Genomic DNA, 24,431 nt, shown 5'->3' on the forward strand with positions numbered 1-24,431 from the left:
GGCCGGTCAGGGCAGCGCGCGGGTCCAGGTCTGGCCGATCAGGTCCGCGCCGAAGCTGTGGTGCGGATTCGCCGCTGTCAGGTGGAATCCCGCGCGTTCGTAGATGTGGCGGGCGGAGGTGAGGACGTCGTTGGTCCACAGGACCATGGTGCGGTAGCCGGCCTCGGTGGCGAAGCGCAGGCATTCGTCGACGAGGGCGGTGCCGACGCCGAGGCCGCGCGCGGTGGGTTCGACCAGGAGCAGGCGCAGGCGGGCGGTGGTGTCGTCCTCGCGGACGCAGTAGACGCAGCCGACGGGAGCGCCTTCGTATTCGGCGATCCAGGCGCGTTCCCGTTGCGGGTCATGGGAGTTCAGGAATTCGGCGACGATGTGGGCGACCAGGGCCTCGTAATCGGAGTTCCAGCCGAATTCGGCGGCGTAGAGCGCGGCGTTGCGCTGGATGACCCAGCCGTGATCGCCTGGGCGCGGCGCGCGGATCGCCACCCGGGCCGGATCCGGTTCGGCGGCATCGAGAATGCCCTCGATGGCGTGCATGGCCTCGATGAGGCGGGTGCGGGCGGCGGGGGAGTGCGGGCCGAGCAGGTCGCCGATATCGCGTTGGGACAGCTCGTCGACTTCGGCGAAGGCGTGCCGCCCGAGGTCGGTCAACTCCACGATCTGGCGGCGGGCATCGGCCGCCGAGCGGCGGCGGGTGATCAGGCCGCGGTCGGCGAACCGCGTCAGAATGCGGCTGAGATATCCGGCGTCGAGATCGAGGTCGGCGCGCAGGTCCACCACTGCGCTGGGGCCGAAATTGGCCAGCTCGAACAAGATACGGGCCTCGGCGAGGGTGAAGTCGGTGCCGAGCAGGCCGCCGCGCAGTACGCCGATGACCCGGGTGTACCGGCGGTTGAACGCGCGCACGGCCGCGATGTGATCGGCGGCCACTGCCGGGGTGGGGCCGCTGCCGCGAGTGGTGCTGGTCGTCATGCCGGACTCCGTTCCCGCTGAGTCGAGTTCGTCCGTCGGGTCGATCCGCCGCCGTCGGCGGTAGTCACCGAAATTCGTTGACTCAGTCAAAGAATACCCCGCCGCAGCCGGTCGCGCACCGGTTCCAGGCATCTGCTCCGCGGGCGGCGGGGGTGACGGACGGGCAGCTCCGGTGATAACTTGAACGGCGTTCAAGCCCGGCCGGGTGCGGCCGGGCAGGACCGTCGCCGAACCGGAGGATTCCGTGGCATTGCACCCCGAGCAGATCACCGCCCTCGACGCCGCACACGTGTGGCATCCCTACGGCGGGTTCCCGGCAACCACCGAACCGCTGGTGGTGGCCTCCGCGTCGGGCACCCGCCTGACCCTGGCCGACGGGCGGGAACTGATCGACGGGATGAGCTCGTGGTGGGCGGCCGTGCACGGATACCGGCACCCCGTGCTGGACGCGGCGCTGCTGGAACAGTCGCGGAAGATGAGTCACGTGATGTTCGGCGGGCTCACCCACGAACCGGCCGTTCGGTTGACGCAACTGCTCGTCGAACTCACCCCGGCCGGTCTCGACAAGGTGTTCCTCTGCGACTCCGGATCGGTGTCGGTGGAGGTCGCGGTGAAGATGTGCCTGCAGTATCAGCGAGCCGTCGGGCGGCCCGATAAGCGGCGTTTGCTGACCTGGCGCGGCGGCTATCACGGCGACACCTTCACGCCGATGAGCGTGTGCGACCCCGAGGGCGGCATGCACTCGCTGTGGACCGATGTGCTCAGCGATCAGATCTTCGTCGCCATGCCGCCGAAAGACTTTGTGCCCGAGTACGTCTCGGAGCTGGAACGGGCCTTCGCCGACCACGCCGACGAGCTCGCCGCGGTCATCGTGGAACCCGTGGTGCAGGGCGCGGGCGGTATGCGCTTCCATCATCCGCGCTATCTGAACGAGCTGCGGCGGCTGTGCGACGAGCACGGCGTGCTGCTGGTGTTCGACGAGATCGCCACCGGATTCGGCCGCACCGGAACGCTTTTCGCGGCCGAGCATGCCGGGGTGAGCCCGGATGTGCTGTGCGTGGGCAAGGCGCTCACCGGCGGCTACCTCACCCTCGCCGCCGCGCTGTGCACCGCTGAGATCGCCGAGACCATCAGCCGGGCGCACGGCGGGCTCATGCACGGACCCACCTTCATGGGCAATCCGCTCGCCTGCGCGGTGGCCGTGGCCTCCATCGAACTGCTGCTCGCGCGCGACTGGCAGGGCGAAGTCCGGCGCATAGCAACGGAACTCGAGGACGGCCTCGCGCCCGCGCGCGACCTGCCCGGCGTGACCGATGTCCGCGTGTGCGGGGCCATCGGCGTCATCGCCCTCGACCATCCGGTGGACATGCGCAAAACCACCCATGCCGCAACGGAATCCGGCGTGTGGCTGCGCCCGTTCCGCAACCTGATCTACTGCATGCCGCCGTTCATCAGCACGACCGAGGACGTGCGGCAGATCGCGGCGGCCATGGTGGCGGCCGCCGCGGTGTGAGCGCCTGCCCGGGGTGAACCGGGCTCAGCGGTTGGCGCGTTTCTCGCGCATACGATCCTGATTCTCGCTGTCCGACAACACTTCCCATACGCGGAACAGGCAGTGGTATTCGTCGGACCAGCCCTTGGCGATCAACATGAAGGTGTCGCCGTCGCGCAGCACGGTGCGGCGGCTGATCAACTTCGGATGATCGGGAATGAATTTCTGAACTAGATCGGGCACCTTTGCCAGAGCCTGCTCACGGGTGCCCATCACCTCGGTGAGAACTTTCGGGGACCAGGTTTTGCTGTCGCCGAAACCGGTCGTCTGCTCGACCACTATCGCCCATCGTGGCATCGCGCAGCCTCCCTTCGCCCCTTCAGGATAATCCCGTCACACCGGTGCTTCCTGAACGCCGTTCAAGTATGCTTCCGAGCTGTGAGTGCTGATCCCTTGAGCTGGCTGGACGAGCGGGCCGCCCAACGCGTCGACGCCGGCCTGCGCCGGGAACTGCGGGCGCGCACCCCGGAATCGCCGTGCATCGACCTGGCGTCCAACGACTACCTGGGCCTGGTCCGCCACCCCGAGGTGATCGCCGGGGCCGTCGAGGCCGTCACCAAATGGGGCGCCGGCTCCACGGGTTCGCGCCTGGTCACCGGAACCACCACCGAACACGAACTGCTCGAAGCCGAACTGGCCGATTTCGTCGGCGCGGAAGCGGGCCTGGTCTTCGCCTCCGGCTACGCCGCGAATCTAGGGGCCGTGACAGCCCTCATCGGCCGCGGCGGCCTGGTGGTCTCCGACGCGGGCAGCCACGCCTCCCTCGTCGACGCCTGCCGCCTCTCGCGCGCCCGGGTCGACGTGGCCCCGCACCGGGACGTGGCGGCCGTCGAGCGACTGCTCGCCGCCCGCACCGAGGAGCGCGCCCTCGTCCTCACCGACTCGGTCTTCAGCGCCGACGGCGACCTGGCCCCGCTCGCGGAGCTGCACCGGGTGACCCGCGCGCACGGCGCGGTCCTGCTGGTCGACGAAGCCCACGGCCTCGGCGTCCGCGGTGCGGGCGGCCGCGGTCTGGTCCACGAATCCGGCCTGGCCGGCGAACCTGACGTGGTCATCACCGCCACCCTGTCGAAAGCCTTTGCCGCCCAGGGCGGCGCAGTCCTTGCCAGCGACCGCGTCCGCGCGCACCTCATCGACTCCGCCCGCACCTTCATCTTCGACACCGGCCTGGCCCCTGCCGCCGTAGGCGCCGCCCGCGCCGCCCTGCGCCTGCTGCGCGCCGAACCCGCCATGGCCGCCCGCGTCCTCGCCCGCGCCGCCGACATCGCCCGCATCGCCGATGTCGCGCAACCGGATTCGGCCGTGGTCTCCGTCGTCCTCGGCGAAGCCCAGGTGGCCTACGACGCCGCCCAGGCCTGCCGCGCCCGCGGCCTCTCCGTAGGCTGCTTCCGCCCGCCCTCGGTCCCCGAGGGCACCTCCCGCCTGCGTCTCACCGCCCGCGCCGACCTCACCGACAGCGAACTGGCGACGATCGCAACCGTTCTCACCGAGGTGCTCGCCGAAGCGCGGACCCACGAGGCGGTAGCCCTGTGAGTCTGCTGTTCATCACCGGCACGTCCACCGATGTCGGCAAGACCATCGTGACGGCGGCCCTCGCGGCAACGGCGCGCGCCGCCGGAGCCTCGGTCGCGGTGTGCAAACCGGCCCAAACCGGTGTCGCGCCGGGGGAACCCGGCGACCTTGCGGTGATCGAACGCCTCGGCGGCGTCACTCGCACGGTGGAGCTCGCGCGCTACCCCGATCCGCTCGCGCCCGACACCGCCGCGCGCCGCTGCGGTCAACCCCTCTTGACGCTGGCCGAGACCGCCGCCGCCATCGAATCCTGTGCCGATGCCGACCTCACCCTGGTCGAGGGCGCGGGCGGGCTGCTGGTGCGGATGGGCGAATTCACCATGCTCGAGCTCGCGCAGAAGATGAGCGCTCCCGTTCTGCTGGTCGCGCATCCCGGCCTCGGCACCCTCAATCACAGCGAACTCACCACGCGCGCATTGCAATCCGCCGGTGTGCGGTGCGCGGGCATCGTCCTCGGCTCCTGGCCGGACCAGCCTGATCTGGCCTCGGAGTGCAATCGCACCGACCTTCCCGCGCACACCGGCGTTGATATCGTCGGCACCGTTCCCGCCGGGGCGGGCTCCTGGGATCCAGCGCGATTCGGCGCGGCCGCACCGAACTGGTTCACCCGGACGTGGGCCGCCGCCCACCTGCACCCCGGCGCGGGCCGCTAGCGCTGCGGCGGTCGGATTCGCGTTCGGTGCGCGGCGTAGCGCCGGTGCGGATGAATTCCGGCTGGTGGCGTGCCAGGCTATGGGGCATGAGCGAGCTTGCCGCTGTGGCGCATGTGCTGCGGCGCACTACTTTCGGGCCGTTTCCGGGGATGGTGGAGGAACTCGCGGGGCGGGAGATCGGCGCGGTGATCGACGCCGTGGTGGGGGCCGCGCCGCTGGTTCCGAAGACTCCGGAGTACACGGGAGACAGCGGGGATCGGCCGAACGGGCCGGTGGCGCGGTGGCTGCGGTTGATGGCCGATCGCAAGGCCGGGCTGCACGAGAAGCTGGTGTGGTTCTGGCACGGGCATTTCGCGACCAGCTATTCGAAGGTGGATACCTGGGAGTTGATGTGGCAGCAGCATCTGGTGCTGCGCCGCTACGCGCTGGGGAACTTCCGGGAGTTCGCGCACGCCATGGTGATCGACGGGGCGATGCTGCAGTGGCTGGACGGCGCCGGGTCGGAGGCGTCCTCGCCCAATGAGAATCACGCGCGCGAGCTGATGGAGCTGTTCACCGTCGGGCGCGGCATCTACTCGCAGGAGGATGTGCGGCAGGCGGCCGTCGCCATGTCGGGCTGGGATGTCACCGATGACGGTGCCGTCCGGTTCGTTCGGGATGCCGGAAATCAGCGGCCTGTCCCCTTTCTCGGTAAGACGGTGACCACCGCGCACGATGTGGTGGACATGCTGTGCGATCGGCCCGAATGCGCCCGGTTCATCGCCGGTAAGCTGCACCGGTACCTGGTGGGCGTGCCGCCCTCCGAGGAGCGGCTGTCGGAACTGGCCGGGATCTTCACCGCCGCCAAGCTGGAGATCACACCGCTGGCGGAGGCGATCCTGCGGCATCCCACCTTCGACGCGGCCGTGCACGCGCGGCCCCGATATCCGGTCGAATGGGTCACGGCGGCAATGGCTGTCGCCGGTGTCGACGATCCGATCGGCGCGTTCTACGCCATGGGCGATCTGGGGCAGATGCCGTTCTATCCGCCGAATGTGGCCGGCTGGCCGCCCGGCACCGGCTGGCTCGACGCGGGCGCGGCGCTGGCGCGCGCCTCGGTGGTGGTGCACGCGCCCGCCATCCCGGAACTGGCCGCGGCCGCGGATCCGGTGGCGGCCATCTTCACCCGCGCGGGCATCTACGCGCCGACACCGGCCACCGAGACCGCCGCCCGCGATCTGGCCTACGCCTTGCGGCACAACAAATCTCAGGCGGTGACGGCGGTGCTCGCCTTGATCCTCACCGCCCCTGAGTTCACACTCGCCTGAGTATCCGGGGATTGGGAGATGCGATGGTCACAGTGAATCGGCGCACCGCACTGCGGGTCGGCCTGGGCGCGGGCGCGCTGGCGGCGGTCGGCGGTGTCGTCGCCCACGATCTGATGAGCGAGCAAGCGCCGCAACCGGTTCCGACGCCGCCGACCTTGCGGGCGGCCGCACCGGACCAGCGCAAGCTGCTCATGATCGAGATGGCGGGCGGCAGCGACGGCCTGTCCATGACCGTCCCCTACACCGACTCCCGGTACCGGGATCTGCGCCCCACCACCGCGATCGCCGCCAAGGACGTGCACCCCATCGACGGCGCGCTGGGCTTCCACCCGAATCTGGCGCGGCTCGCCGCGGGCGGGGCGTCGGTGATCCCGGGCGTCGGCATCGTCAAACCCGATATGTCGCACTTCGAAATGCTGCATCGCTGGCAGGTCGGCGATCCCGACGGCGGGGCGCGCACCAGCACCGGATTCCTCGGCCGCCTCTGTGATCACCTCGGCGACCCCGCCACCCCGGCGGTCGGCGTCGCCCTCGGCCTGGGCTCCGGTCAGGCCCTGGCCTGCGAGCGCGTCAGCACCCTGTCCATCGATCCCGGAAACGACGGCCTGTTCCCGGTTTTCGAGGACGAGAACATCCGTGACGCCTGGCTGGCCGCACAGCGCGCCATGGCCCATCCCGATCGCGCCGATCTGCCGCTGTTCGCCACCTCGCGTGCGGGCAGCGCCGTGGCCCTGAGCTTCTCGGACGTGGCCGCCACCCTCTCACCCGCCGCCGCCGGCTACCCCACCAGTGACCTCGGCATCCAATTGCGCCTGGCCGCACGGCTTCTCGCCGACGAGAACCACGGCCTGCGGGTGGTGCACGTCCCGATGGGCGCCGACTTCGACACCCACGACAAGCACCCCACCCGCTACGTCGAGCTCATGAAGGATCTCGACGCCTGCCTGGCCGCCTTCCGCGCCGACCTCGCGGCCCGCGGTATCGCCGACCGCGTACTCATCGCCGCCTACAGCGAATTCGGCCGTCGCGGCCCGGAGAACAACTCCGAGGGCCTCGACCACGGCTCGGCCGGCACCGCGCTGCTGCTCGGCCCCACCAATCCGGGCGTCTTCGGTGAACTGCCCTCGCTGCGCGATCTCGACCCCGACGACAATCTGCGCGCCACCGTCAATATGACCGAGTACTACGCCACCATCGCCGAGGAATGGTTCGGCATCCCCGCCACGGACGTGCTACACGGTGCGCCACGCCCCATTTCGGGCATCGTCGCGGTATGACCGCGACGGGGCGCGCGCCCGGCGTAGGGTGACGCATGTGACCTCAACCCACGTCGAGTGGTTCGTGAGCACGTCCCGCCCGAATGTCTTTCGCGCCCTGCTGGATGCGCGCTCGGTGCGCACCTGGATGGTCCCCGACGGAATGACCAGCCGCATCCACGAATTCGATCCACGCGTGGGCGGGCGGTTCCGCATCTCACTGACCTATGACCTGCCCACGCAGACCGGAAAGACCACCGCCCGCACCGACACCTTCCACGGCCGGTTCGTGCGCCTCGTGCCCGATACCGAGGTGGCGCAGGTGGTGGAGTTCGAAACCGAGGATCCGAATCTCCAGGGGGAGATGGCGATCACCTACACCCTCGCGGACGCGCCCGGCGGCTGCAAGGTTGTCGCGACCCACGACAATCTGCCGCCGGGGCTCTCCGCGGCGGACAATGAGCTGGGCTTTCGCATGTCGCTGGGGAAGCTGGCCGAACTTGCGGTACGTCACAGCGACGACTGACTCGGCGCGGCCCGGGTAATCCACCGGGTACGTCCAAGATCCAGACACGTCGCCTGCCGCTGGGCGCACCTGCCGCCGACGGCCATTCGGCCGGGCGCTGCAGGCGCGGAGAGGCGGTACCGTGTGGCCGGAGTACCCGAATCCGTCGACTGTCGCCGAGGTCGATGATCGGCGACGGCGGGCTCGCCTGCGCGAAACCGGACTGGCCCACGGGTGCGGCCGGGCGCAGCTGATCGTGTTGCGCGGCAGTGTGATTCCGCTGATCGTCGTCGTGCTGTTCGCGCTCTACCTGAGTGTGGACGTGGCTCCCGAGCGGGCGCGGCTGGCACGGACCGAACCGTCGGTCCTGCCGATCGCCGGGCCGTCGGAGCCGCAGGCGAGCGATACGGCGGTATTCGATCTCGTCGGCCTGGGCGTGCTCGACGCGACCCAGACCGCGCGGGCGCTGCCGTCGCTGAGCCGGCTCGGCTCGGTGTGGGCGGTGCGCTACGACAACGCCGGTATCGACACCAAGGTGATCGCGGACCTCATCGTGAAGGTCACCTCGGCGGCCAAGGCCCCCAACGTGATTCTGGCCGGGCACAGTATGGGCGGGGTCATCGCCCTGGAGATCGCCGAGCATCTCCATATCGAGAGCACCCGCCGGGTGGTCGGCGTGATCCTGGACTGCACACCGGTCGATCTGCACGCCGTGCGCGCCGAAAGCCGCGACCAGGGCGAGAATCTGCTGCGCTGGACCGGCTGGGTGCCGGGCGCGCGCGAAAGCAGGCTGCTGCGCATGATGGTCGAGCTCTACGCGCGCCACGAGCGATTCACCGGCGGCCGGTACTGGATTCGCGGCGACCGGTTCTTCGCGGCGCTGAGCGAAGTGATGCGCGACAAGATCCTGAACACCGACGCCGCCAGCAACGGCCTGATCGAGGCCCAGTTCAAGGCGATCGTGGCCGGCGGCGCGGTGGACGATCTGCGCACCCTGGCCGCACCCGCGAACGGGAAACCCAGGCCCGCCATCGTGTACATCCGACCCCGGGACGCCTACCGGGATCCGATCGTCGACGTCGAGTACTCGCACCGGGCGCTCGTCGAGCGCGTCGGCGGAGTCGACGGCACGCTGCTGGTGGTGACCACCCGAAACACCCGCCACGCCAACCCGATTCAGCAGCCCGAGGAGTACAACACCGTCATCGAACGGCAGATCGTGCCGTTCATCCGCCTCGTCCAGCGCGAGGCCGCCGCCTCGAATTCCGCTGCGGGACGGTGAGTCTCAGCGGATCCGGGTGCCCAGCAGATGCCGCACGCCGCTCACGAACAGCTGCAGGCCGAAGTCGAAGCGCTGGGTGGCGTCGACGGTGTCGTAGAGCGGTGAATCCGCTTCGGCCAGCGCGCCGGCCGAGTCCATCTGCATGCGGGACTGTTCGTCCACGGTCTGGCCGAGGACGTAGTAGAGCAGGGTGAAGGCCGCCAGATCGGCTTCCTCCCGGACCATTCCGGCGCGGATGGCGGCGCTGGCGAGCCGTTCGCGGCCCTTCGAGGTGGTCAGCCGGGAGGCGTAGGTGGCCGAGACCAGCTCCGCGCCGTCCCGGTAGGCGAGCAGGCAGCCGCGCAGCCGGTGCGCCAATTCGGTGATCTGCCTGGACCATTCGGTGGCGTCGATGGGGTCTTCCATCGGGGCCAGGATGCGGTCGGCCACCGCGCCCAGCAGGGCCTGCTTGTTGGGGAAGTGCCAGTACAGCGCACCGGGCTGCACGTGCAGGGAGGTGGCGAGCCGCCGCATGGTCAGATCGGCGAGGCCGTACTGATCGAGGATGGCGATGGCTCCGTCGACGACGTCCGTGCGGTGCAGTTGCACTGGAAAACCCGACCCTTCGTGTTCTGGCTCACTTGCTGCTAGCCTACCCTGAACACCGTTCAAGTTGGTCGGCCACATCGGCCGCACGAAGGGATTTCAGCCCCATGACCCAGGCAACCGTCTCGACCGACGCCGATCTCACGGCCGGCGACGACATTCTCGCGATCGCCCGTGAACAGGTGCTCGAGCGTGGCATCGGGCTGACCCAGGAACAGACTCTCGCGGTGCTGCGGACCGGCGACGACCGCCTCGAGGAACTGCTCGGCCTCGCCCACGACGTGCGCATGAAGTGGTGCGGTCCCGAGGTCGAGGTCGAGGGCATCATCTCGCTCAAGACCGGCGGCTGCCCCGAGGACTGCCACTTCTGTTCGCAGTCCGGGCTTTTCCAGTCGCCCGTGCGCGCCGCCTGGCTCGACATCCCGTCCCTGGTCGAGGCCGCCAAGCAGACCGCCAAGACCGGTGCGACCGAATTCTGCATCGTCGCCGCCGTGCGCGGCCCGGACGCCCGCCTGATGGCGCAGGTCGCCGCCGGTGTGGAGGCCATCCGCAACGAGGTCGACATCCAGGTCGCCTGCTCGCTCGGCATGCTCAACCAGGAGCAGGTCGACCAGCTCGCCGCCATGGGCGTGCACCGCTACAACCACAACCTCGAGACCGCCCGCTCGCACTTTCCGAAGGTGGTCACCACCCACACCTACGACGAGCGCTGGGACACCCTGCGCATGGTCCGCGAAGCGGGCATGGAGGTGTGCTCCGGCGGCATCCTCGGCATGGGCGAATCCCTCGAGCAGCGCGCCGAATTCGCCGCCCAGCTGGCCGAATTGGAGCCCGACGAGGTTCCGCTGAACTTCCTCAACCCGCGGCCGGGCACCCCCTTCGGCGACCTCGAGGTCCTCCCCGCGTCCGACGCCCTGCGCGCCGTCGCCGCCTTCCGTCTCGCCCTGCCGCGCACCATCCTGCGCTTCGCCGGCGGCCGCGAGATCACCCTCGGGGACCTCGGCGCCAAGCAGGGCATCCTCGGCGGCATCAACGCCGTCATCGTCGGCAACTACCTCACCACCCTGGGCCGCCCCGCCGAAGCCGACCTCGACCTCCTGGGCGAGCTCAAGATGCCCATCAAGGCGCTCAACGAAACCCTGTGATCGGTACTGTGTCTCATATGGACGAGCGGTTCGACATGAGCGAGCGCTACAACCCGTTCACGGGGAAGCGGATCGTCGCGGGGCTGGAGGACACCGTTCCCGCCGCCGCTGCCCTGGGGTTGGAGCCGCCGCGGTTCTGTGAGCAGTGCGGCCGTCGCATGATCGTGCAGGTGAGCCCGGACGGGTGGTGGGCCAAGTGCTCGCGGCACGGTGAGCTCGACTCGAAGATGCTGGAACACCGCTAGTGGCAACAGCATCCGTCGCCGAACCGGGTGGGTTCGCCGAGGTCGTCGCCCGTGAGCTGCGGGCGGCGGCCGTGGTGTTCGCCGCTGTCGGATTCGTGAGCGCGCTCGTCGGCGTGGTGTGGGCCTTCCTCGCGCCGGTCGAGCGACTGCTCGTGGTCGATCCCGAGCGGGGTACGGCGCTGACGGGGGAGAGCGCGCATCGTTTCGACGCCGCAGCCGTTTTCGTCCTCCTCGGCGTGGTGACGGCCGTGCTGACCACGGCCGCGGCCTGGCGCTGGAAGCGGGCGCGCGGGCCGATCATGCTGCTGGCGGTGCTGCTGGGTTCATTGGTCGGCGCATTCCTGATGCGGGCGGTCGGTGAAGCGGTCGCCGAGCAGTTGCACCCCCGGCCGGTCACCCCGGCCGTGCACAGCATCATCGAGTTCGCGCCGACGGTGGAGGGCTGGCCGTTCCTGATCGCACAGCCTCTGGTGGCCGTGCTGGTCGTACTGTTCCTGGCCGCCCTCAGCACCTCCGACGATCTCGGCACCGGCGAGTATCTGCCCTTCGGCCGCCTGCGCCCGGAGCCGGTGGTCTACGCGCCCCCGCAGTTCGGATCCGATATCCGCTTCGGCCCGTACTACGGTCCGGGCGCGAACGGGGGAGTGCCGCAGCAGGCCGGTCCTCGGGAACCGGTGGTGCCCTTCGACAGTCCCGTGCCGGAGCAGGACAACTCACGCTGAGCGGTCGTGTGGCGGGGCCGGAATACGCGCCGCCACCTGTGTGTTCGGTGAGGTGGCGCGGTCGGCGTGGCGCGCGGAAAATCGGTGGAAACCGGGCAGCCGCAGCGCGTACCGTGGCGCGTCGGGGATACCGAAACCACGCAGGGGGACCACCCATGAAAACCGCAGCACGGGGCGACCGCGTCCCGGCCGCCGCCGCGGACGCTGCGGCCACCACGGCCGAGCGTCCGGGCCTCACCGCCTGGCGGCAACGCCATGAACTACGCCGATCCAATGCGGCACAACCGATTCCGAGCGCGCGTGGCTATCGCCGCGCCACCAAACACCGCAAGCGCGACCAGGACTGACCGACGAAGGCGCGGCTATTCCGCCACTCTGGTCCGGCCGGACCATTCGTAGATGCGGAGCGGTCCGTCGGGTGTGTCTTCCTCCCGTGCGGTGGCTTCGAAATGCTCGTAGCCGTTGCGATGGGAGATCTTGATCTCTGGTCCGGTGATCGGGACGATGCGTTCGGGCAGATCGTTCGGTCCGCCCACCAGAATTGCCTTGGCTTCGAGTGCCATGTCCCCGAGTATCCGCCGCGAATTCGCTTCCCGGCGTGGGAATCAGGTGGGAGGGCGCAGAGCCGCGAACTCGTCGGTGACGCGGATCTCGGAGTCGGTGAAGCGGTAGACGGCGGCGGGCCGCCCGCCCGCGCGGCCGGGGGAGGCGGTGGCCCCGGTCGGCGTGATCACCTTGCGGCGCGACAGAACTCGCTGCAGGTTCGTGGTGTCCACATCGTAACCCAGTGCGGCGCAATAGATTTCCCGCAGCGTCGACATGGTGAAGCGGTCCGGGGCCAGGGCGAACGCGATATTGGTGTAGGAGAGTTTGGCGGCCAGCCGGGTGCGTGCGTGCTCGACGATCCCGCCGTGGTCGAACGACATGTGCGGCAACGCGGAGACCGGATGCCACCGGGTGTCCGGCGGCAGTTCGGGTTCCGCCGTGAGCGGCACCAGGCCCAGATACGCCGAGGCGATCCGGCGCGGCGGATCGGGCAGTCGATGCGGGTCGCTGAACACCGAAAGCTGTTCCAGGTGCGTCAATTCGCGCACATCCACCTTCTCCGCGAGCTGCCGTGCCGCGGAGGTGTCGAGGTCCTCGTCGTCGCGCAGCCGCCCGCCCGGCAGCGACCAGGTGCCGATGGCGGGTTCGAGCGCGCGCTCCCACAGCAGCACCGCCAGTTCGGTGCGTTCCCCCGGCGGGCAACGCCAACCAAGACCATCGCGTCTGGCGGCCGCATTTTTCTGCGCTGAACCGGGATTCGCATGCCGTGTACCACTGTCCGAGGGGGTGGAAACGCTCTCACCTGCGGTGTAGGTGTCCGGGAAGCGACGAACCTGGAACACCGCGGTGAGCGTTTCGTGGATGGTGCTACTATGGGCCACGTTTTCGATCCTAAGTCGAAAACCGGTTGGATGCGAATCGGCGATGTTGCCGGACCGCATGAGAGAAGGAGCCATGACATGGCTGCACTAGGTGCGACGATGACCCTGGCCGAACAGGTCACCGACGGGCCGTCGGGTTACACGGGTATCGAGGCCACCCCCGACTGGGCGGCCGAGATCAAGCGACTGGCGCGCGAGCGCAATGCCACCATCCTGGCGCACAACTACCAGCTGCCGGAGATCCAGGACATCGCCGACCACGTGGGCGACTCCCTGGCCCTGTCCCGGATCGCCGCCGAGGCGCCCGAGGACACCATCGTCTTCTGCGGCGTGCACTTCATGGCCGAGACCGCCAAGATCCTCAGCCCCGAGAAGACGGTCCTGATCCCCGATCAGCGCGCCGGCTGCTCACTGGCGGACTCCATCACCGCCGAGGAACTTCAGGCGTGGAAGGACGAACACCCGGGCGCGCTCGTGGTGTCCTACGTGAACACCACCGCCGCGGTGAAGGCCCTCACCGACATCTGCTGCACCTCCTCGAACGCCGTCGACGTGGTCGCCTCCATCGACCCCGGCCGCGAGGTGCTGTTCCTGCCGGACCAGTTCCTGGGTGCGCACGTCAAGCGCGTCGCCGGCCGCGAGAACATGCACATCTGGATGGGCGAATGCCACGTGCACGCCGGCATCAACGGCGACGAGCTCAACGAGCAGGCCCGCACGCACCCCGATGCCGAACTGTTCGTGCACCCCGAATGCGGCTGCGCCACCTCGGCGCTCTACCTCGCGGGCGCGGGCGAGTTCCCGGCCGACCGGGTGCACATCCTGTCCACCGGCGGCATGATCGACGCCGCCAAGGCCGCCGCGGCGCGAAGCGTCACAAAGGGCGCAGCCAAGGAGGTCCTGGTCGCCACCGAGGTCGGCATGCTGCACCAGCTGCGGAAAGCGGCCCCCGGCATCGACTTCCAGGCCGTCAACGACCGCGCCTCCTGCAAGTACATGAAGATGATCACCCCCGCCGCCCTGCTCCGCTGCCTGGTGGAGAACCGCGACGAGGTGCACGTCGACCTGGAAACCGCGGCCCTGGCCCGCAATTCGGTCCAGCGCATGATCGAGATCGGCAACCCGGGCGGCGGGGAGTAGGGCGGTGCCCGCCCCTACCGGGGCACGGGTGTCAGTCCTTGCGCACCCGGGTTGCCCGGTACCGGAAGCTGTCCTGCCGGGCGGCTTCGTATTCGAAGGTGACGCGATCACCGGCCTCCAGCATCCGGAAGCCGGTGCCTTCGATGGCGCTGAAATGCACCCACGCGTCCTGGCCGGGCGGCAGCTCCGGGGAGGCGATAGCCCCCCAGCCCTTCTCGGCCTTGAAAAACTTCACGATTCCAGTAGCCATGACTCGATCATGGCCTCCGGCGCGCACGCGCCCGGGAGAAGGTGGCCGACGATGACAACCGTGTCGATCGATGGGGCGGCCGTTGCTTCCCCGATCGTGGTGGGCGGCGAACGGGGCGGCCCAGCGGCTGCTCGCGCTGCGGCCGTACGGTCCGTCCCTACGACCGGGATCGATTGCGGTGCCCGCGCCGGCGTAGCTGCGAGATATGTTGCGCCGGGCCGAATGTCGACGCGCGGCGTCGTGCTTCGTGACAGGGAGGGAGTACACCTGTGAGTATCACGGTGGAATGGGAGGCTGAGGCCGACCTGATCGTGGTCGGTGGTGGCGTCGCCGGTCTTACGGCCGCGCGCACGGCCTCACTGCGGGGGCTGCGGGTGCTCACGCTCAGCAAGGGCGGCCCTACCGACACGTCGACACAGTATGCGCAGGGTGGGATCGCTGTGGTTGCGCCGCATGGGGATTCGGTGGAATCGCATGTGCAGGACACCGTGATCGCGGGGGCCGGGCTGTGTGATCCGGAGGCGGTGCGGTCGATCGTCGAGGGGGGCGTGGACGCGGTCGCCGCGTTGACCGATCTCGGGGCGGTGTTCGATCACGGGCGGGACGGGGAGGTTTCGCGCACCCGCGAGGGCGGGCACAGTACGCGGCGGATCATTCACGCCGGTGGGGACGCCACCGGGGCGGAAGTGCAGCGGGCGTTGAACGCGGCCGGATTGCCGGTGATCTTCGGGGCGGCTGTCGTCGATATCGTCACCGGGCCGGAGGGCGTGCGCGGGGTGATCGCGGTGTCCGACAAGGGATTCGGGGTGGTGCACGCACCCGCCGTGCTGCTCGCCACGGGTGGGCTGGGGCAGTTGTACGCGTGCAGCACCAATCCGGCGGGCGCGACCGCCGACGGGGTCGCGCTGGCGCTGCGGGCCGGGGCTGTCGTCGCGGATCTGGAGTTCGTGCAGTTCCATCCGACGGTGCTGTTCTCGCCCGGCGGGGTGGGGCGGCGGCCGCTGATCAGCGAGGCCGTGCGCGGTGAGGGCGCGGTTCTGGTTGATTCCCAGGGGAATTCGGTGACCGCGGGGGTGCACGAGCGGGGAGATCTCGCGCCGCGCGATATCGTCTCGCGTGCCATCCACGCGCGGATGCAGCAGTTGGGCGCCGATCACGTCTACCTCGACGCCCGCGCGATCGACGGGTTCGCGCAACGGTTCCCGACCATCACCGCCTCGTGCCGGGCGGCGGGCATCGATCCGACCGGCGACCTCATCCCGGTCGCGCCCGCCGCGCACTATCAGTGCGGCGGCGTCGTCACCGATACCCACGGGCGCACAACGGTTCCCGGTCTCTACGCCGCCGGTGAGGTGGCGCGCACCGGATTGCACGGCGCGAACCGCCTCGCCTCCAACAGCCTGCTGGAAGGTCTCGTCGTAGGCGGCCGGGCCGGTGTGGCCGCGAGCGAACGGAGCGGCGCGCAGGCCGGGGTCACCGATATCGGCCCGGTGCACCTACCCCGCGCCGACCGGAAACTCCTGCAGGAGTTGATGACCGCCCGCGCCTCGGTGGTCCGCGACGGCGACGGCCTGCGCGCCGCGATCCTGCGGGTGATGGGCCTGCTCGCCGATCCGGGCGTGGACGCCGCACCGCAGGAGAATCCGGCCGCCGTCATCAGCCGGCTCGAGGACTCCGCCCTCACCCTCACCGCCCGCGCCCTGCTGCTGGCCGCCGCCGCCCGCACGGAAAGCCGTGGCTGCCACACCCGTTCGGACCATCCCGAGCCGCGCGAGGAACAGCGCCGCAGCATCACGGTGCGCCTGGGCTCGGACGGCCGTCCCAAACTGATCACCGACGGCTCGGAGCCGACCGCGCCGTGGATCCGCACCCCCCTGCGGCCCGCGTCGTGACCGCCCGTCCTGCCGCGATCGGGGTCCTGTATCGCATTCGGCTCGACCGGGATTCGGCGCGCCCCGCACGTTCCGCCTACGCCACCACCGTCATCCGAGAAGGAGACTAGCCATGCCCCTCGATTCCGGCCTCGATCGTGACGAGGTGCTGGCCCTCATTCGCACCGCCCTCGAGGAGGATCTGCGGTACGGACCCGATATCACCACGCTCGCAACGGTTCCCGCCGACGCGACCGCCAAGGCGGCCATGGCGTCGCGGCAGCCGGGCACACTGGCCGGGCTGGATGTGGGGCTGCTGGTGCTGGACGAGGTGATCGGCGCGGGCAATTACGAAGTGACCGAGCGGGTTGCCGACGGCACCCGATTGCAGCCGGGGGATACGGTGCTGCGGGTGGTCGCGCCCACGCGGGGGCTGCTCACCGCCGAGCGCACCATGCTGAACCTGGTGTGCCATCTGTCCGGAATCGCCACGGCCACGTCGGCGTGGGTGGATGCGGTGGAGGGCACGGACTGCCGAATTCGGGACAGCCGCAAGACCCTGCCGGGGCTGCGGGCGCTGCAGAAGTACGCCGTGCGGGTCGGCGGCGGCGTGAATCACCGGATGGGACTGGGTGATGCTGCGCTGATCAAGGACAACCATGTGGTGGCCGCGGGTTCGGTGGTGGCCGCGCTGCGGGCGGTGCGCGCGCTGAATCCGGAGATCGAATGCGAGGTCGAGGTGGACAGCCTCGAGCAGCTCGACGCGGTGCTTGCCGAGGATGTGCAGCTGGTATTGCTCGACAATTTCCCGCTGTGGATGACGCAGGCCGCCGTGCAGCGCCGCAATACCCGCTCGCCGGGGACGAAACTCGAATCCTCGGGCGGTCTTTCGCTGGATATGGCGGCCGACTATGCCCGCACCGGCGTCGAGTACCTGGCCGTGGGTGCGCTCACCCATTCGGTGCGGGTGCTCGATCTCGGCCTGGATATGTAGACCACAGCTAGGAATTGCGAATTTTGTCCGATTCCAAGGGAATTCAGCGCTGATAAAAGGTCGGTTCGGCGGTCCATCCGGTGCCGCCGCACACCGAACACCACACCACGTTGTCGTTCACGAACCCCGCGGTGCCGGTGGCGTCGCACATGGAGCAGTACCGCCACCCCCTGTTCGGGGCATACGTGTCGAAAAGGATATTCAGGAACCCTTGAATCGCCATGACTGACAGCACCCCTCGCTCGGACGCCAAACGAACCAAGAGTGCGCCACGAGCAGGGGTAATGTCCAGCGGCTGTTAGAGGGGCTTTACAGTCCGAATTCCTGCGGGTCCAGATGCAGCACCTGACAGGCTTCCTTCACCGCCGCGATTTCCTGCGCGTCGAAATTGCCGTCGGCATTGCCGATCATGATGCCCATCTGCACGACAGCCCTTGCCTCCGTGGGCTTTCCGGTGGCCTTGGCGATCTGCTGCATCACATACGCGCGCCCGAACGCGGGATCCATGGTGATGCGATTGCAGTTGTCCTCGAACAGATTTCGCAATTCATCGGTCGGGAAATGCTGCAGCACCGGATCCGCGCCGATGAGCTGCGCCACCCGCATGCGCTCGGCCGGATCGATCCCGCCGTCGGCCGCGGCCACCAGCGCGCAGATGCCCATGGTGGCGTCCCGGAAGGAGCCGCCGCGCAACTCGTTTCGCTTGGCGAGCAGCTGTTCGCGCCACTTGGGCGCGCTCTCCAGCAACCGGCTGATCGAGGTGGCATTGGAAATCAGACGGTTGAGGAAAGCCATGACACACTCCGACTCGATTTTTCGGACTGACAACCCCCGTGTCCGCGCCCGAACTGTGTTCTGTACGCCCCGACCCTAACAGCCTGCCGCACGGTAGGTGCGGTGAAATCATTCGGACTAACCGCCCCCCGCCCCGGTGGCGGGCAACGGCCCGCTACCGCCCGTGTTCAGGCCGTGAGCTCCCGCTCGAGCGGCGTGCGGAAGCGGGGGATCGGGCGGATGTCGCCGTACCAGGCCCCCATGCGCGCGGCCTCGGATTCGATGAGCGCCTTCGCCTCCGCGCCGACGTCCTCCAGCAGCCGCCACACGATCTCGCCGTCGGCCCGCTGCGCCCAGCCGCCGGCGATGCGGCCGTCCAGCCAGATGGTCGGGCCGACATTGCCATTGCGGTCGAACAGCGCGGGCGCGTGCGGACCGAGATACCAGTCGCGCGACTGCCAGCCCATCGGCGTGGGATCGAGCGCGGGCAGCAGCGCCGCCCAGGGCTCGGGGGCGGGAACCGGCGCGAGATCGTCGGCGAGCACCAGACCTGTCGTGCCGCCCAGATCCACCTCGGCCACGTCGAGTGCCGCCAGGGTCTTCTTGACGTCGCCCGCCGTCCAGCCCGTCCACCACTTGATATCGCTCACGGGGGCGGGGCCGAAGGCGTGCAGCCACTGTCGCACCAGCTCGGCGCGAGCCTGGTCGGCGGGAAGCGCGGGAATGCCGTCCGGCAGCCAGGATTCGATGGGCGACCAGGTGTACTGACTGCTCGACCAGGTGCCGTTCGGCCGCCCGCGCACGATCAGGCCCTCCGCGCCCATCGCGACGAGCACCCACGTGGTGATGTTCGTCGGCTTCGAATACGGCTTGCCGGGTGCGGCGTCGATCTGCGTGCGCAGCCGCGGCACGTCCTTGCTCAACTGCGCGCCGGTGGCACTGCCGCGCGCCAGCAGCGCCGCATGCGTCTCCCGTTCGACATCCGCCCACCAGGCCCGGATATCGCCCTCGATGACCCCGGCCTGTTCGACGTAGCGCCCGTAGGTCTTTCGCTGCTTGTCGGCCAGCGCGTCGGCGCAGGACGCCTGCAGCGCCGGAACCAGTTCGATGGGTGCGACGAACATGGTGCGCCGCATGGCCAGCATGCGCAGCAGTGTCCGATCCTCGTACAGCGCCTTCTCGATATGCCCCGGTTCGACCGTGTGGCTGCGCGCGGCCACCGACAGATACACCGTGGCCGGGTCGGTGGCGTGCAACACCACCAGCGAGCGCGCGATCTCGCTCACCTCGTCGGTGCGCACCCCCGGCGCGAGCCGATGCCGCACCCCCAGCCGTGCCCGCCGCTCGGCCACATCCATCGAACGCATGCGCGAATACTACTCAGAACGGCACCGTGCTGTCGTCAGGGTCCCGCCCCCGTCCTCGGTTGCCCGTCGCCGCGGTTCAGTCCGCGCTCACCGCGTCCACGATATTCAGCCGGGCGGCCCGCAGCGCCGGGGGAATCGAGCCGAGCAGGCTCAAAACCAATGCGGCGGCGGAGAATACGGCCAGCAGCGGTCCGGGGCGCGGGACGATGTCGATGCCCAGCATGTCGGTGGCCAGCAGTCCGTACACGAATTCGTTGATCAGCCCGAACACCGCGCCCAGCGCCGCGCCGACCAGGCCGATTCCGGCCGCCTCCACCAGGATCATGCGCAGCGCGAACCTGCGGGTGGAACCCACCGCGCGCAGGATGCCCAATTCGCGCCGCCGCTCCAGCAGCGCCAGCATGAGCGTGTTCAGCAGTGCGATGGCCGCGATGAACGAGACGATCACCATCATGGCGCGCGCCAGCGCCATACTCTGCTTGATCGAGGCGCTGATGCCGTCCAGCGCGTCCTGCCCGGTGTAGACGAACAGTCCGGGCGGCAACGCCTGCAGCAGATCCGCCCGCAGCCGCGCGATATCCGTGCCGGGCGCGGCGTCGATCTGCAGCGAGGTGGAGCCGCACCGGTCGAACCACTCCCGCATCTGCGCCAGACTCATGGTGACGGTGCCGCCCAGCACCGAGAAGTACGGCACCGTGGTGATCACCTCGGCTCGCTGTTCCCCCGAGGGCGTCTGCACGGTGATCCGGTCGCCGGGTGAAACCCCCAGCGTGCGGGCGAAATCCCGGGACAGCACCACACCCTCGCCCGCCACGACCCGCCGCGCCGACTCCGCGTCCAGCGCCCGGTACATCGAATAGTTGCTCTGCGAATCCACCCCGTAGACAAGGGCTTTGGTGCCGCTGAAGGTGGCGAACGCCATCTGCCCCTCGGCCACCCGCGCGACTCCCGGTACAGCGGCGGCCTTTTCGAGCGCGTCCGGCGGCAGCAGTTCGGTGGGCGTCATGGTCTGCGGGGAGGTCGCCACCCACAGATCGTTGTCGGCCAGGCTCGCGAAGGTGTCACGCGCACCGCGCACCGCGTCCTCGTTGGAGGCGGTGATGGTCACCGTCATCCCCACCGCGATGGTGACGGTCATGAGCGTCGCCCACACCCGGCGCGGCGCGCGGTCGATATTCACCGCCGCCAGCACCCCCGCCGGGCCGAACCGGCGGGTCACCGCGGCGGCCGCGCCCACCAGCCACCTGGCGGCCACGAACGCCAGGCAGATCTGCGCGCCGAGCACGAAGCCCAGCGCCACAGCCGAATACAGGCCCAGATGCGCCCGGATGATCACCGTCGCGCCGAGCAGCAGCACCACCGCCGTCACCGCGGCGGTCACCTGCAACCCGCGCGAGACCTGGTCGGCGCGCCCCACGCCCACGGGTGCGAGCGCCTCCACCGGCGCGACCCGGTACACCTGCCGCGCCGCCACCGCCGACGCCCCGACGCAGGTCACCGCGGACAGCGTGATCGCCAGCGGCACAGCGTATCCGGGCAGCAGATACGCCATCCGGGCATCGACCATCTGGGTGACCGCGGGCGGCAGCCCCTGAACCGCCAACCGCCCCACCTCGATCCCGAGCAGCGCGCCGACCGTCCCGCCCGCCACGCCCAGCAGCATCGATTCGGCCAGCACGTCGCGCACCACGGTCTGTTTGCGCCCGCCGATGGCGCGCAGCATGGAGATCACCGAACGGCGTTGCGCCAGCGCCATACTCATGACGTTGTAGACCAGGAACGCCGAGACCGCGAGCGCCACCGTGGCGCTCATGATCGACATGAACCGCATCATCATGATCGCGTTGCCGCCGGACCCGGCCCGCGCGCTCGGCGGGGCCACCAGCGCCCGCCCGGCCACCGCCGTGGTGATCGCGGATTGCAGCCGCCCGCGATCGGTTCCCTCGGCGGCGACGATGAGCACCGAATCCAGCTGCCCGGTGCGCCCGGTGATCCGCTGCGCCAGACCCAGGGGAGCCAGCACGTAGTGCCCGCCGTTGAGCCGGGCCGCGCGCTCGTCGTCCAGTACGCCCGCCACGGTGACCCGCACCCGGCCCAGCTGGAACTCCTCGCCCGGCACCCGGCCCAGGCCCGGACCCACCAGCACCCCGTCCCGCACCGACAGCAGCGCCGCCGCCGCGTCGCCCTGCGTGGCGCTGCGCATATCGCTGTCCAGCGCGGCGGCGGCCGCGTCCGTGCCGAGGATCAGCAGCCGGTCCCGGCCCTGGCCGACGATGGTGCGCAGCATCGGCACCGCGGCCGCCACCCCGGGCACGGCCGCCACCTCGGCGCGCACCGCCTCCGGGAATCCGGAATCGGTGACGCCCGAGACCTCCAGTTCGGCGTTCCCGGCCAGCCCGGCGGTGAGCCGGTCGATCGATCCGGTCAGCGATCCCGACAGCCCGAGCACCGCGACCGTCAGCGCCGCGGCCACCGCCACCACCACCGTGGTCGCCGCCGTCCGCCCCCAGTGCGTCGCGAACTCACGAACCGTGAACAGCCGCAATCGATCCAACAACGCGATCATGAATCGAGGCTATGTGTCCGGGACAGCGCGCGTCCCCGGTTTCCGAGCGCAGTGACGAGCGCTACCCTCGGCGGGGGGAGATCGGTTCGGCGAGATGGGGTGGCACGCAATGAAGGTCGTGGTGGCGGGAGCAACCGGAGCGATCGGGCGGCCGCTGGTCGCGGCGCTGCGGCAATCCGGGCATCAGGTGTACGCGCTCACTCGCGGCGGGCGCAGTGCGGAACTGGCACGCGCGCTGGGCGCGACGCCGGTGCTCGCCAATGTCCTCGAACGTGAGAGCCTGCTGCGGGCAGTAGCGGGATTCTCCGCCGACGCGGTCATTCACGAGCTCACCGCGTACAGGTACTCGCCGCCCACGCACTACCGGAGCCCGGGGCTGGCCCGCACGAACGCCCTGCGCACCACGGGCAGCCGCAACCTGGTGGAGTTCGCTGAAAAGGCCGGGGCGACACGCTATCTCACCCAGTCCCTGATCCTCGGCTACGGCATTCGCGACCACGGGCCGGAACCGCTCACCGAACTCGACCCGTTCGGCCGCGCCCAGGGCGATGTCAACGATCCCATCCTTTCGGTTCTGTACGAGGCCGAGGAATGGGCCTGGCGGGCCTCGGATATCGACGGAATCGCCCTGCGCTACGGCATCTTCTACGGCCCGGGAGCCTCCGACCTGTACGCCCGGATGCTGAAGGCGCGGGTGTTCCCGCTGCCGAACACCGGCACCGGACATATCGGTTTCGTCCATATCGAGGACGCCGCGGCGGCCACTGTCGCCGCACTCGAAAACGGCCGCGCCGGACAGGCTTACAACATCGTCGACGACGAATCCATCACGTGGGACACCATGTTCGACGCCACGGCCGCCGCGATCGGCGCCGCCCGCCCGCTGCGGGTGCCCGCGCGCGTGCTGCGACTCGGAACGCCGCTGGCCGCCGCCCAGATGCTCGATATGTCCATGCGCGTCGCCAATGCCAAGGCGCGCACCGAACTCGGCTGGAAACCCCGGTACCCCACCTATCGGGAGGGCCTCGCCACCCTGGCCGCCGCACCGCGCTGATCAGCGGGCATCCTGAAGCAGGGAACAGTTTCGCCCGGAACCGGAACAGTTTCGCCCCGGCCCGGGTTGGCCTGAGGCGACGACCCGATCAGCGGGGCGAGCCCGATCAGCAGGAGGTACGCGATGACGACACCGGTGGACCCGTCCTACGCCTGGAACGGCGAGGATCTGGACCTGGACGCGTACCTGTCCCGGATCGGCTTCACCGGCGAGCGCACCCCCACCCTGGCCACCCTGCGCGCCCTGCAGTACGCGCACACCACCGGCCTGCCGTTCGAGAATCTGGAGATCCTGCTCGGACGCGGCATTCCGCTCGATCTGGAATCCTTGCAGGACAAGATGATCCGCCGTCGGCGCGGCGGCTACTGCTACGAGAACGTGGGCCTGTTCGCCGCCGCGCTGGAACGTCTCGGCTTCGGCGTGACCGGACTGGCCGGCCGGGTCAGCATGGGCGCCACCGGTTTGCGGCCCGCCACACACGCCGTCCTGCGCGTCACCACGTCCGACGACGACCGGGCCTGGCTGTGCGACGTCGGTTTCGGCGCGGGCCCGCTGGAACCCATCGAGCTCACTCCCGATCGCGGCGAATTCGCGCTCGGCGCATGGCGTTACCGGCTCGAGCGCGGCACCGGCGACCTCGGTGTCGAGCAGTGGACGCTGTACCAGTTCGGCCGCGACGGCTGGATCGACCGGCACACCGTCCCGATGACCCCGCAGTACCGCATCGACTACGCGGTCGGGAACCACTTCGTATCCACCTCGCCGCGTTCGCCGTTCACCATGCGGCCGTTCGTGCAGCGGTTCCTGCCGGAGGTGCATCACGTGCTCGACGGCACCACCTGGACCGTCGAATTCCCGGACGGCAGCAGCGAGATTCGGGAGCTGGAGGCGGCGGAACTGCCGAAGGTGCTCTCGGAGGTGTTCGATATCGACCTGGACGAGGCCGACGCGGCGGTGCTGGCGCGCGGTGAGTGGCCCGCGGCACACGCGGGCGACGGTGTGGAAACCGACGCGTCGGCATCTAGCGAAGAAGACTGATGGGTATGTTTGCTGGCGGGTGAGGGTCGCTGACCAGCAAATATCTGTCAGCTGTCACATCAAGGTCACACGGCTGCGGTCCAGATCTCACCGAGATCTCGCTCATATCTCACGCTGACGTCGGCGCGACGCCCGGAGCCCGCTACACTCGTGCGGG

26 protein-coding genes are annotated in these 24,431 nt (G+C 69.6%); 16 read left to right on the forward strand and 10 right to left on the reverse strand.

Annotated elements, in window-relative coordinates; translation table 11 throughout:
• Positions 1 to 6: 6 nt before the first annotated feature.
• On the reverse strand, positions 7 to 969 hold the full coding sequence (locus tag JK358_RS26025; RefSeq protein ID WP_201951943.1) for a bifunctional helix-turn-helix transcriptional regulator/GNAT family N-acetyltransferase: 963 nt from the start codon (positions 967 to 969) through the stop codon (positions 7 to 9).
• Positions 970 to 1,213: 244 nt separating this feature from the next.
• Between JK358_RS26025 and JK358_RS26030 the strand changes: the two genes are divergently transcribed.
• Positions 1,214 to 2,482, forward strand: a complete 1,269-nt coding sequence (locus JK358_RS26030) for an adenosylmethionine--8-amino-7-oxononanoate transaminase (RefSeq protein WP_201951945.1) — start codon at positions 1,214 to 1,216, stop codon at positions 2,480 to 2,482.
• 24 nt (positions 2,483 to 2,506) lie between these two features.
• Here the strand turns inward: JK358_RS26030 and JK358_RS26035 are convergent, their stop codons facing one another.
• On the reverse strand, positions 2,507 to 2,800 hold the full coding sequence (locus JK358_RS26035; RefSeq protein WP_201951947.1) for a hypothetical protein: 294 nt from the start codon (positions 2,798 to 2,800) through the stop codon (positions 2,507 to 2,509).
• 99 nt (positions 2,801 to 2,899) lie between these two features.
• Between JK358_RS26035 and JK358_RS26040 the strand changes: the two genes are divergently transcribed.
• The 6 genes from JK358_RS26040 (at position 2,900) to JK358_RS26065 (ending at position 9,096) form a co-directional block, all read left to right on the forward strand.
• Positions 2,900 to 4,054 (forward strand): 8-amino-7-oxononanoate synthase, encoded by a 1,155-nt coding sequence (locus tag JK358_RS26040; RefSeq protein WP_201951950.1) that lies wholly within the window; start codon positions 2,900 to 2,902, stop codon positions 4,052 to 4,054.
• Positions 4,051 to 4,746 (forward strand): dethiobiotin synthase, encoded by a 696-nt coding sequence (gene bioD / locus JK358_RS26045; RefSeq protein ID WP_201951953.1) that lies wholly within the window; start codon positions 4,051 to 4,053, stop codon positions 4,744 to 4,746. The genes JK358_RS26040 and bioD overlap by 4 nt, the downstream gene beginning before the upstream one ends.
• Positions 4,747 to 4,832: 86 nt before the next feature.
• The gene (locus JK358_RS26050) at positions 4,833 to 6,053 is read left to right on the forward strand and encodes a DUF1800 domain-containing protein (RefSeq protein WP_201951956.1); all 1,221 of its coding nucleotides are present in this window, start codon (positions 4,833 to 4,835) and stop codon (positions 6,051 to 6,053) included.
• 23 nt (positions 6,054 to 6,076) lie between these two features.
• Entirely contained in the window at positions 6,077 to 7,330 is a 1,254-nt protein-coding gene (locus JK358_RS26055; RefSeq protein ID WP_201951959.1) for a DUF1501 domain-containing protein, read from the forward strand.
• Positions 7,331 to 7,367: 37 nt separating this feature from the next.
• Positions 7,368 to 7,835 (forward strand): SRPBCC domain-containing protein, encoded by a 468-nt coding sequence (locus tag JK358_RS26060; protein ID WP_201951962.1) that lies wholly within the window; start codon positions 7,368 to 7,370, stop codon positions 7,833 to 7,835.
• A gap of 121 nt (positions 7,836 to 7,956) precedes the next feature.
• Positions 7,957 to 9,096 (forward strand): alpha/beta fold hydrolase, encoded by a 1,140-nt coding sequence (locus JK358_RS26065; protein WP_201951965.1) that lies wholly within the window; start codon positions 7,957 to 7,959, stop codon positions 9,094 to 9,096.
• 3 nt (positions 9,097 to 9,099) lie between these two features.
• On the opposite strand, the gene JK358_RS26070 is transcribed toward JK358_RS26065, so the two are convergent.
• Entirely contained in the window at positions 9,100 to 9,684 is a 585-nt protein-coding gene (locus JK358_RS26070; RefSeq protein WP_201951967.1) for a TetR/AcrR family transcriptional regulator C-terminal domain-containing protein, read from the reverse strand.
• 104 nt (positions 9,685 to 9,788) lie between these two features.
• Here JK358_RS26070 and bioB point away from each other — a divergent pair, with 104 nt between their 5' ends.
• From bioB to JK358_RS26090, 4 genes are all read left to right on the forward strand, one after another.
• Positions 9,789 to 10,826 (forward strand): biotin synthase BioB, encoded by a 1,038-nt coding sequence (gene bioB / locus JK358_RS26075; RefSeq protein WP_201951970.1) that lies wholly within the window; start codon positions 9,789 to 9,791, stop codon positions 10,824 to 10,826.
• 17 nt (positions 10,827 to 10,843) lie between these two features.
• The gene (bsaP, locus tag JK358_RS26080) at positions 10,844 to 11,071 is read left to right on the forward strand and encodes a biotin synthase auxiliary protein BsaP (RefSeq protein WP_232851905.1); all 228 of its coding nucleotides are present in this window, start codon (positions 10,844 to 10,846) and stop codon (positions 11,069 to 11,071) included.
• Positions 11,071 to 11,793, forward strand: coding sequence for a DUF2567 domain-containing protein (locus JK358_RS26085; protein ID WP_307817749.1), 723 nt, complete (start codon positions 11,071 to 11,073; stop codon positions 11,791 to 11,793). Before bsaP ends, JK358_RS26085 begins: the two co-directional genes overlap by 1 nt.
• Positions 11,794 to 11,948: 155 nt before the next feature.
• Positions 11,949 to 12,140, forward strand: coding sequence for a hypothetical protein (locus JK358_RS26090; RefSeq protein WP_201951972.1), 192 nt, complete (start codon positions 11,949 to 11,951; stop codon positions 12,138 to 12,140).
• Positions 12,141 to 12,155: 15 nt separating this feature from the next.
• On the opposite strand, the gene JK358_RS26095 is transcribed toward JK358_RS26090, so the two are convergent.
• Both JK358_RS26095 and JK358_RS26100 read right to left on the reverse strand, forming a co-directional pair.
• A complete protein-coding gene (locus JK358_RS26095) occupies positions 12,156 to 12,356 on the reverse strand; it encodes a DUF5988 family protein (RefSeq protein ID WP_201951976.1) in 201 nt (66 codons plus the stop codon).
• A 42-nt stretch (positions 12,357 to 12,398) separates the two neighbouring features.
• Positions 12,399 to 13,220, reverse strand: a complete 822-nt coding sequence (locus JK358_RS26100; RefSeq protein ID WP_307817750.1) for an NUDIX hydrolase — start codon at positions 13,218 to 13,220, stop codon at positions 12,399 to 12,401.
• A 78-nt stretch (positions 13,221 to 13,298) separates the two neighbouring features.
• Here JK358_RS26100 and nadA point away from each other — a divergent pair, with 78 nt between their 5' ends.
• The gene (gene nadA, locus JK358_RS26105; RefSeq protein ID WP_201951979.1) at positions 13,299 to 14,360 is read left to right on the forward strand and encodes a quinolinate synthase NadA; all 1,062 of its coding nucleotides are present in this window, start codon (positions 13,299 to 13,301) and stop codon (positions 14,358 to 14,360) included.
• Between the two features lie 31 nt (positions 14,361 to 14,391).
• Here the strand turns inward: nadA and JK358_RS26110 are convergent, their stop codons facing one another.
• Entirely contained in the window at positions 14,392 to 14,610 is a 219-nt protein-coding gene (locus JK358_RS26110) for a cold-shock protein (protein WP_201951982.1), read from the reverse strand.
• A gap of 269 nt (positions 14,611 to 14,879) precedes the next feature.
• On the opposite strand from JK358_RS26110, the gene JK358_RS26115 reads away from it, so the two are divergent.
• Together JK358_RS26115 and nadC are read left to right on the forward strand one after the other, a co-directional pair.
• Positions 14,880 to 16,502 (forward strand): L-aspartate oxidase, encoded by a 1,623-nt coding sequence (locus JK358_RS26115; RefSeq protein ID WP_201951985.1) that lies wholly within the window; start codon positions 14,880 to 14,882, stop codon positions 16,500 to 16,502.
• Between the two features lie 112 nt (positions 16,503 to 16,614).
• Positions 16,615 to 17,475 (forward strand): carboxylating nicotinate-nucleotide diphosphorylase, encoded by an 861-nt coding sequence (nadC, locus tag JK358_RS26120; RefSeq protein ID WP_201951987.1) that lies wholly within the window; start codon positions 16,615 to 16,617, stop codon positions 17,473 to 17,475.
• A 43-nt stretch (positions 17,476 to 17,518) separates the two neighbouring features.
• Here the strand turns inward: nadC and JK358_RS26125 are convergent, their stop codons facing one another.
• The 4 genes from JK358_RS26125 to JK358_RS26140 all read right to left on the reverse strand — a co-directional run bounded on the left by JK358_RS26125 (position 17,519) and on the right by JK358_RS26140 (position 22,182).
• Positions 17,519 to 17,698, reverse strand: a complete 180-nt coding sequence (locus JK358_RS26125; RefSeq protein WP_201951989.1) for a hypothetical protein — start codon at positions 17,696 to 17,698, stop codon at positions 17,519 to 17,521.
• An 86-nt stretch (positions 17,699 to 17,784) separates the two neighbouring features.
• Positions 17,785 to 18,270 (reverse strand): tellurite resistance TerB family protein, encoded by a 486-nt coding sequence (locus tag JK358_RS26130; protein ID WP_201951992.1) that lies wholly within the window; start codon positions 18,268 to 18,270, stop codon positions 17,785 to 17,787.
• 167 nt (positions 18,271 to 18,437) lie between these two features.
• Positions 18,438 to 19,616 carry a winged helix DNA-binding domain-containing protein gene (locus tag JK358_RS26135; RefSeq protein WP_201951995.1) on the reverse strand — a complete coding sequence of 393 codons (1,179 nt, stop codon included), beginning with the start codon at positions 19,614 to 19,616 and terminating at the stop codon, positions 18,438 to 18,440.
• A 76-nt stretch (positions 19,617 to 19,692) separates the two neighbouring features.
• Entirely contained in the window at positions 19,693 to 22,182 is a 2,490-nt protein-coding gene (locus JK358_RS26140; protein ID WP_201951998.1) for an FtsX-like permease family protein, read from the reverse strand.
• 94 nt (positions 22,183 to 22,276) lie between these two features.
• On the opposite strand from JK358_RS26140, the gene JK358_RS26145 reads away from it, so the two are divergent.
• Positions 22,277 to 23,236 carry an NAD-dependent epimerase/dehydratase family protein gene (locus JK358_RS26145; protein ID WP_232851906.1) on the forward strand — a complete coding sequence of 320 codons (960 nt, stop codon included), beginning with the start codon at positions 22,277 to 22,279 and terminating at the stop codon, positions 23,234 to 23,236.
• Positions 23,237 to 23,359: 123 nt separating this feature from the next.
• Positions 23,360 to 24,274 carry an arylamine N-acetyltransferase family protein gene (locus JK358_RS26150; protein ID WP_201952005.1) on the forward strand — a complete coding sequence of 305 codons (915 nt, stop codon included), beginning with the start codon at positions 23,360 to 23,362 and terminating at the stop codon, positions 24,272 to 24,274.
• Positions 24,275 to 24,431 lie beyond the last annotated feature (157 nt).

This window comes from Nocardia acididurans (assembly GCF_016741815.1).
Classification (GTDB): domain Bacteria; phylum Actinomycetota; class Actinomycetes; order Mycobacteriales; family Mycobacteriaceae; genus Nocardia; species Nocardia acididurans.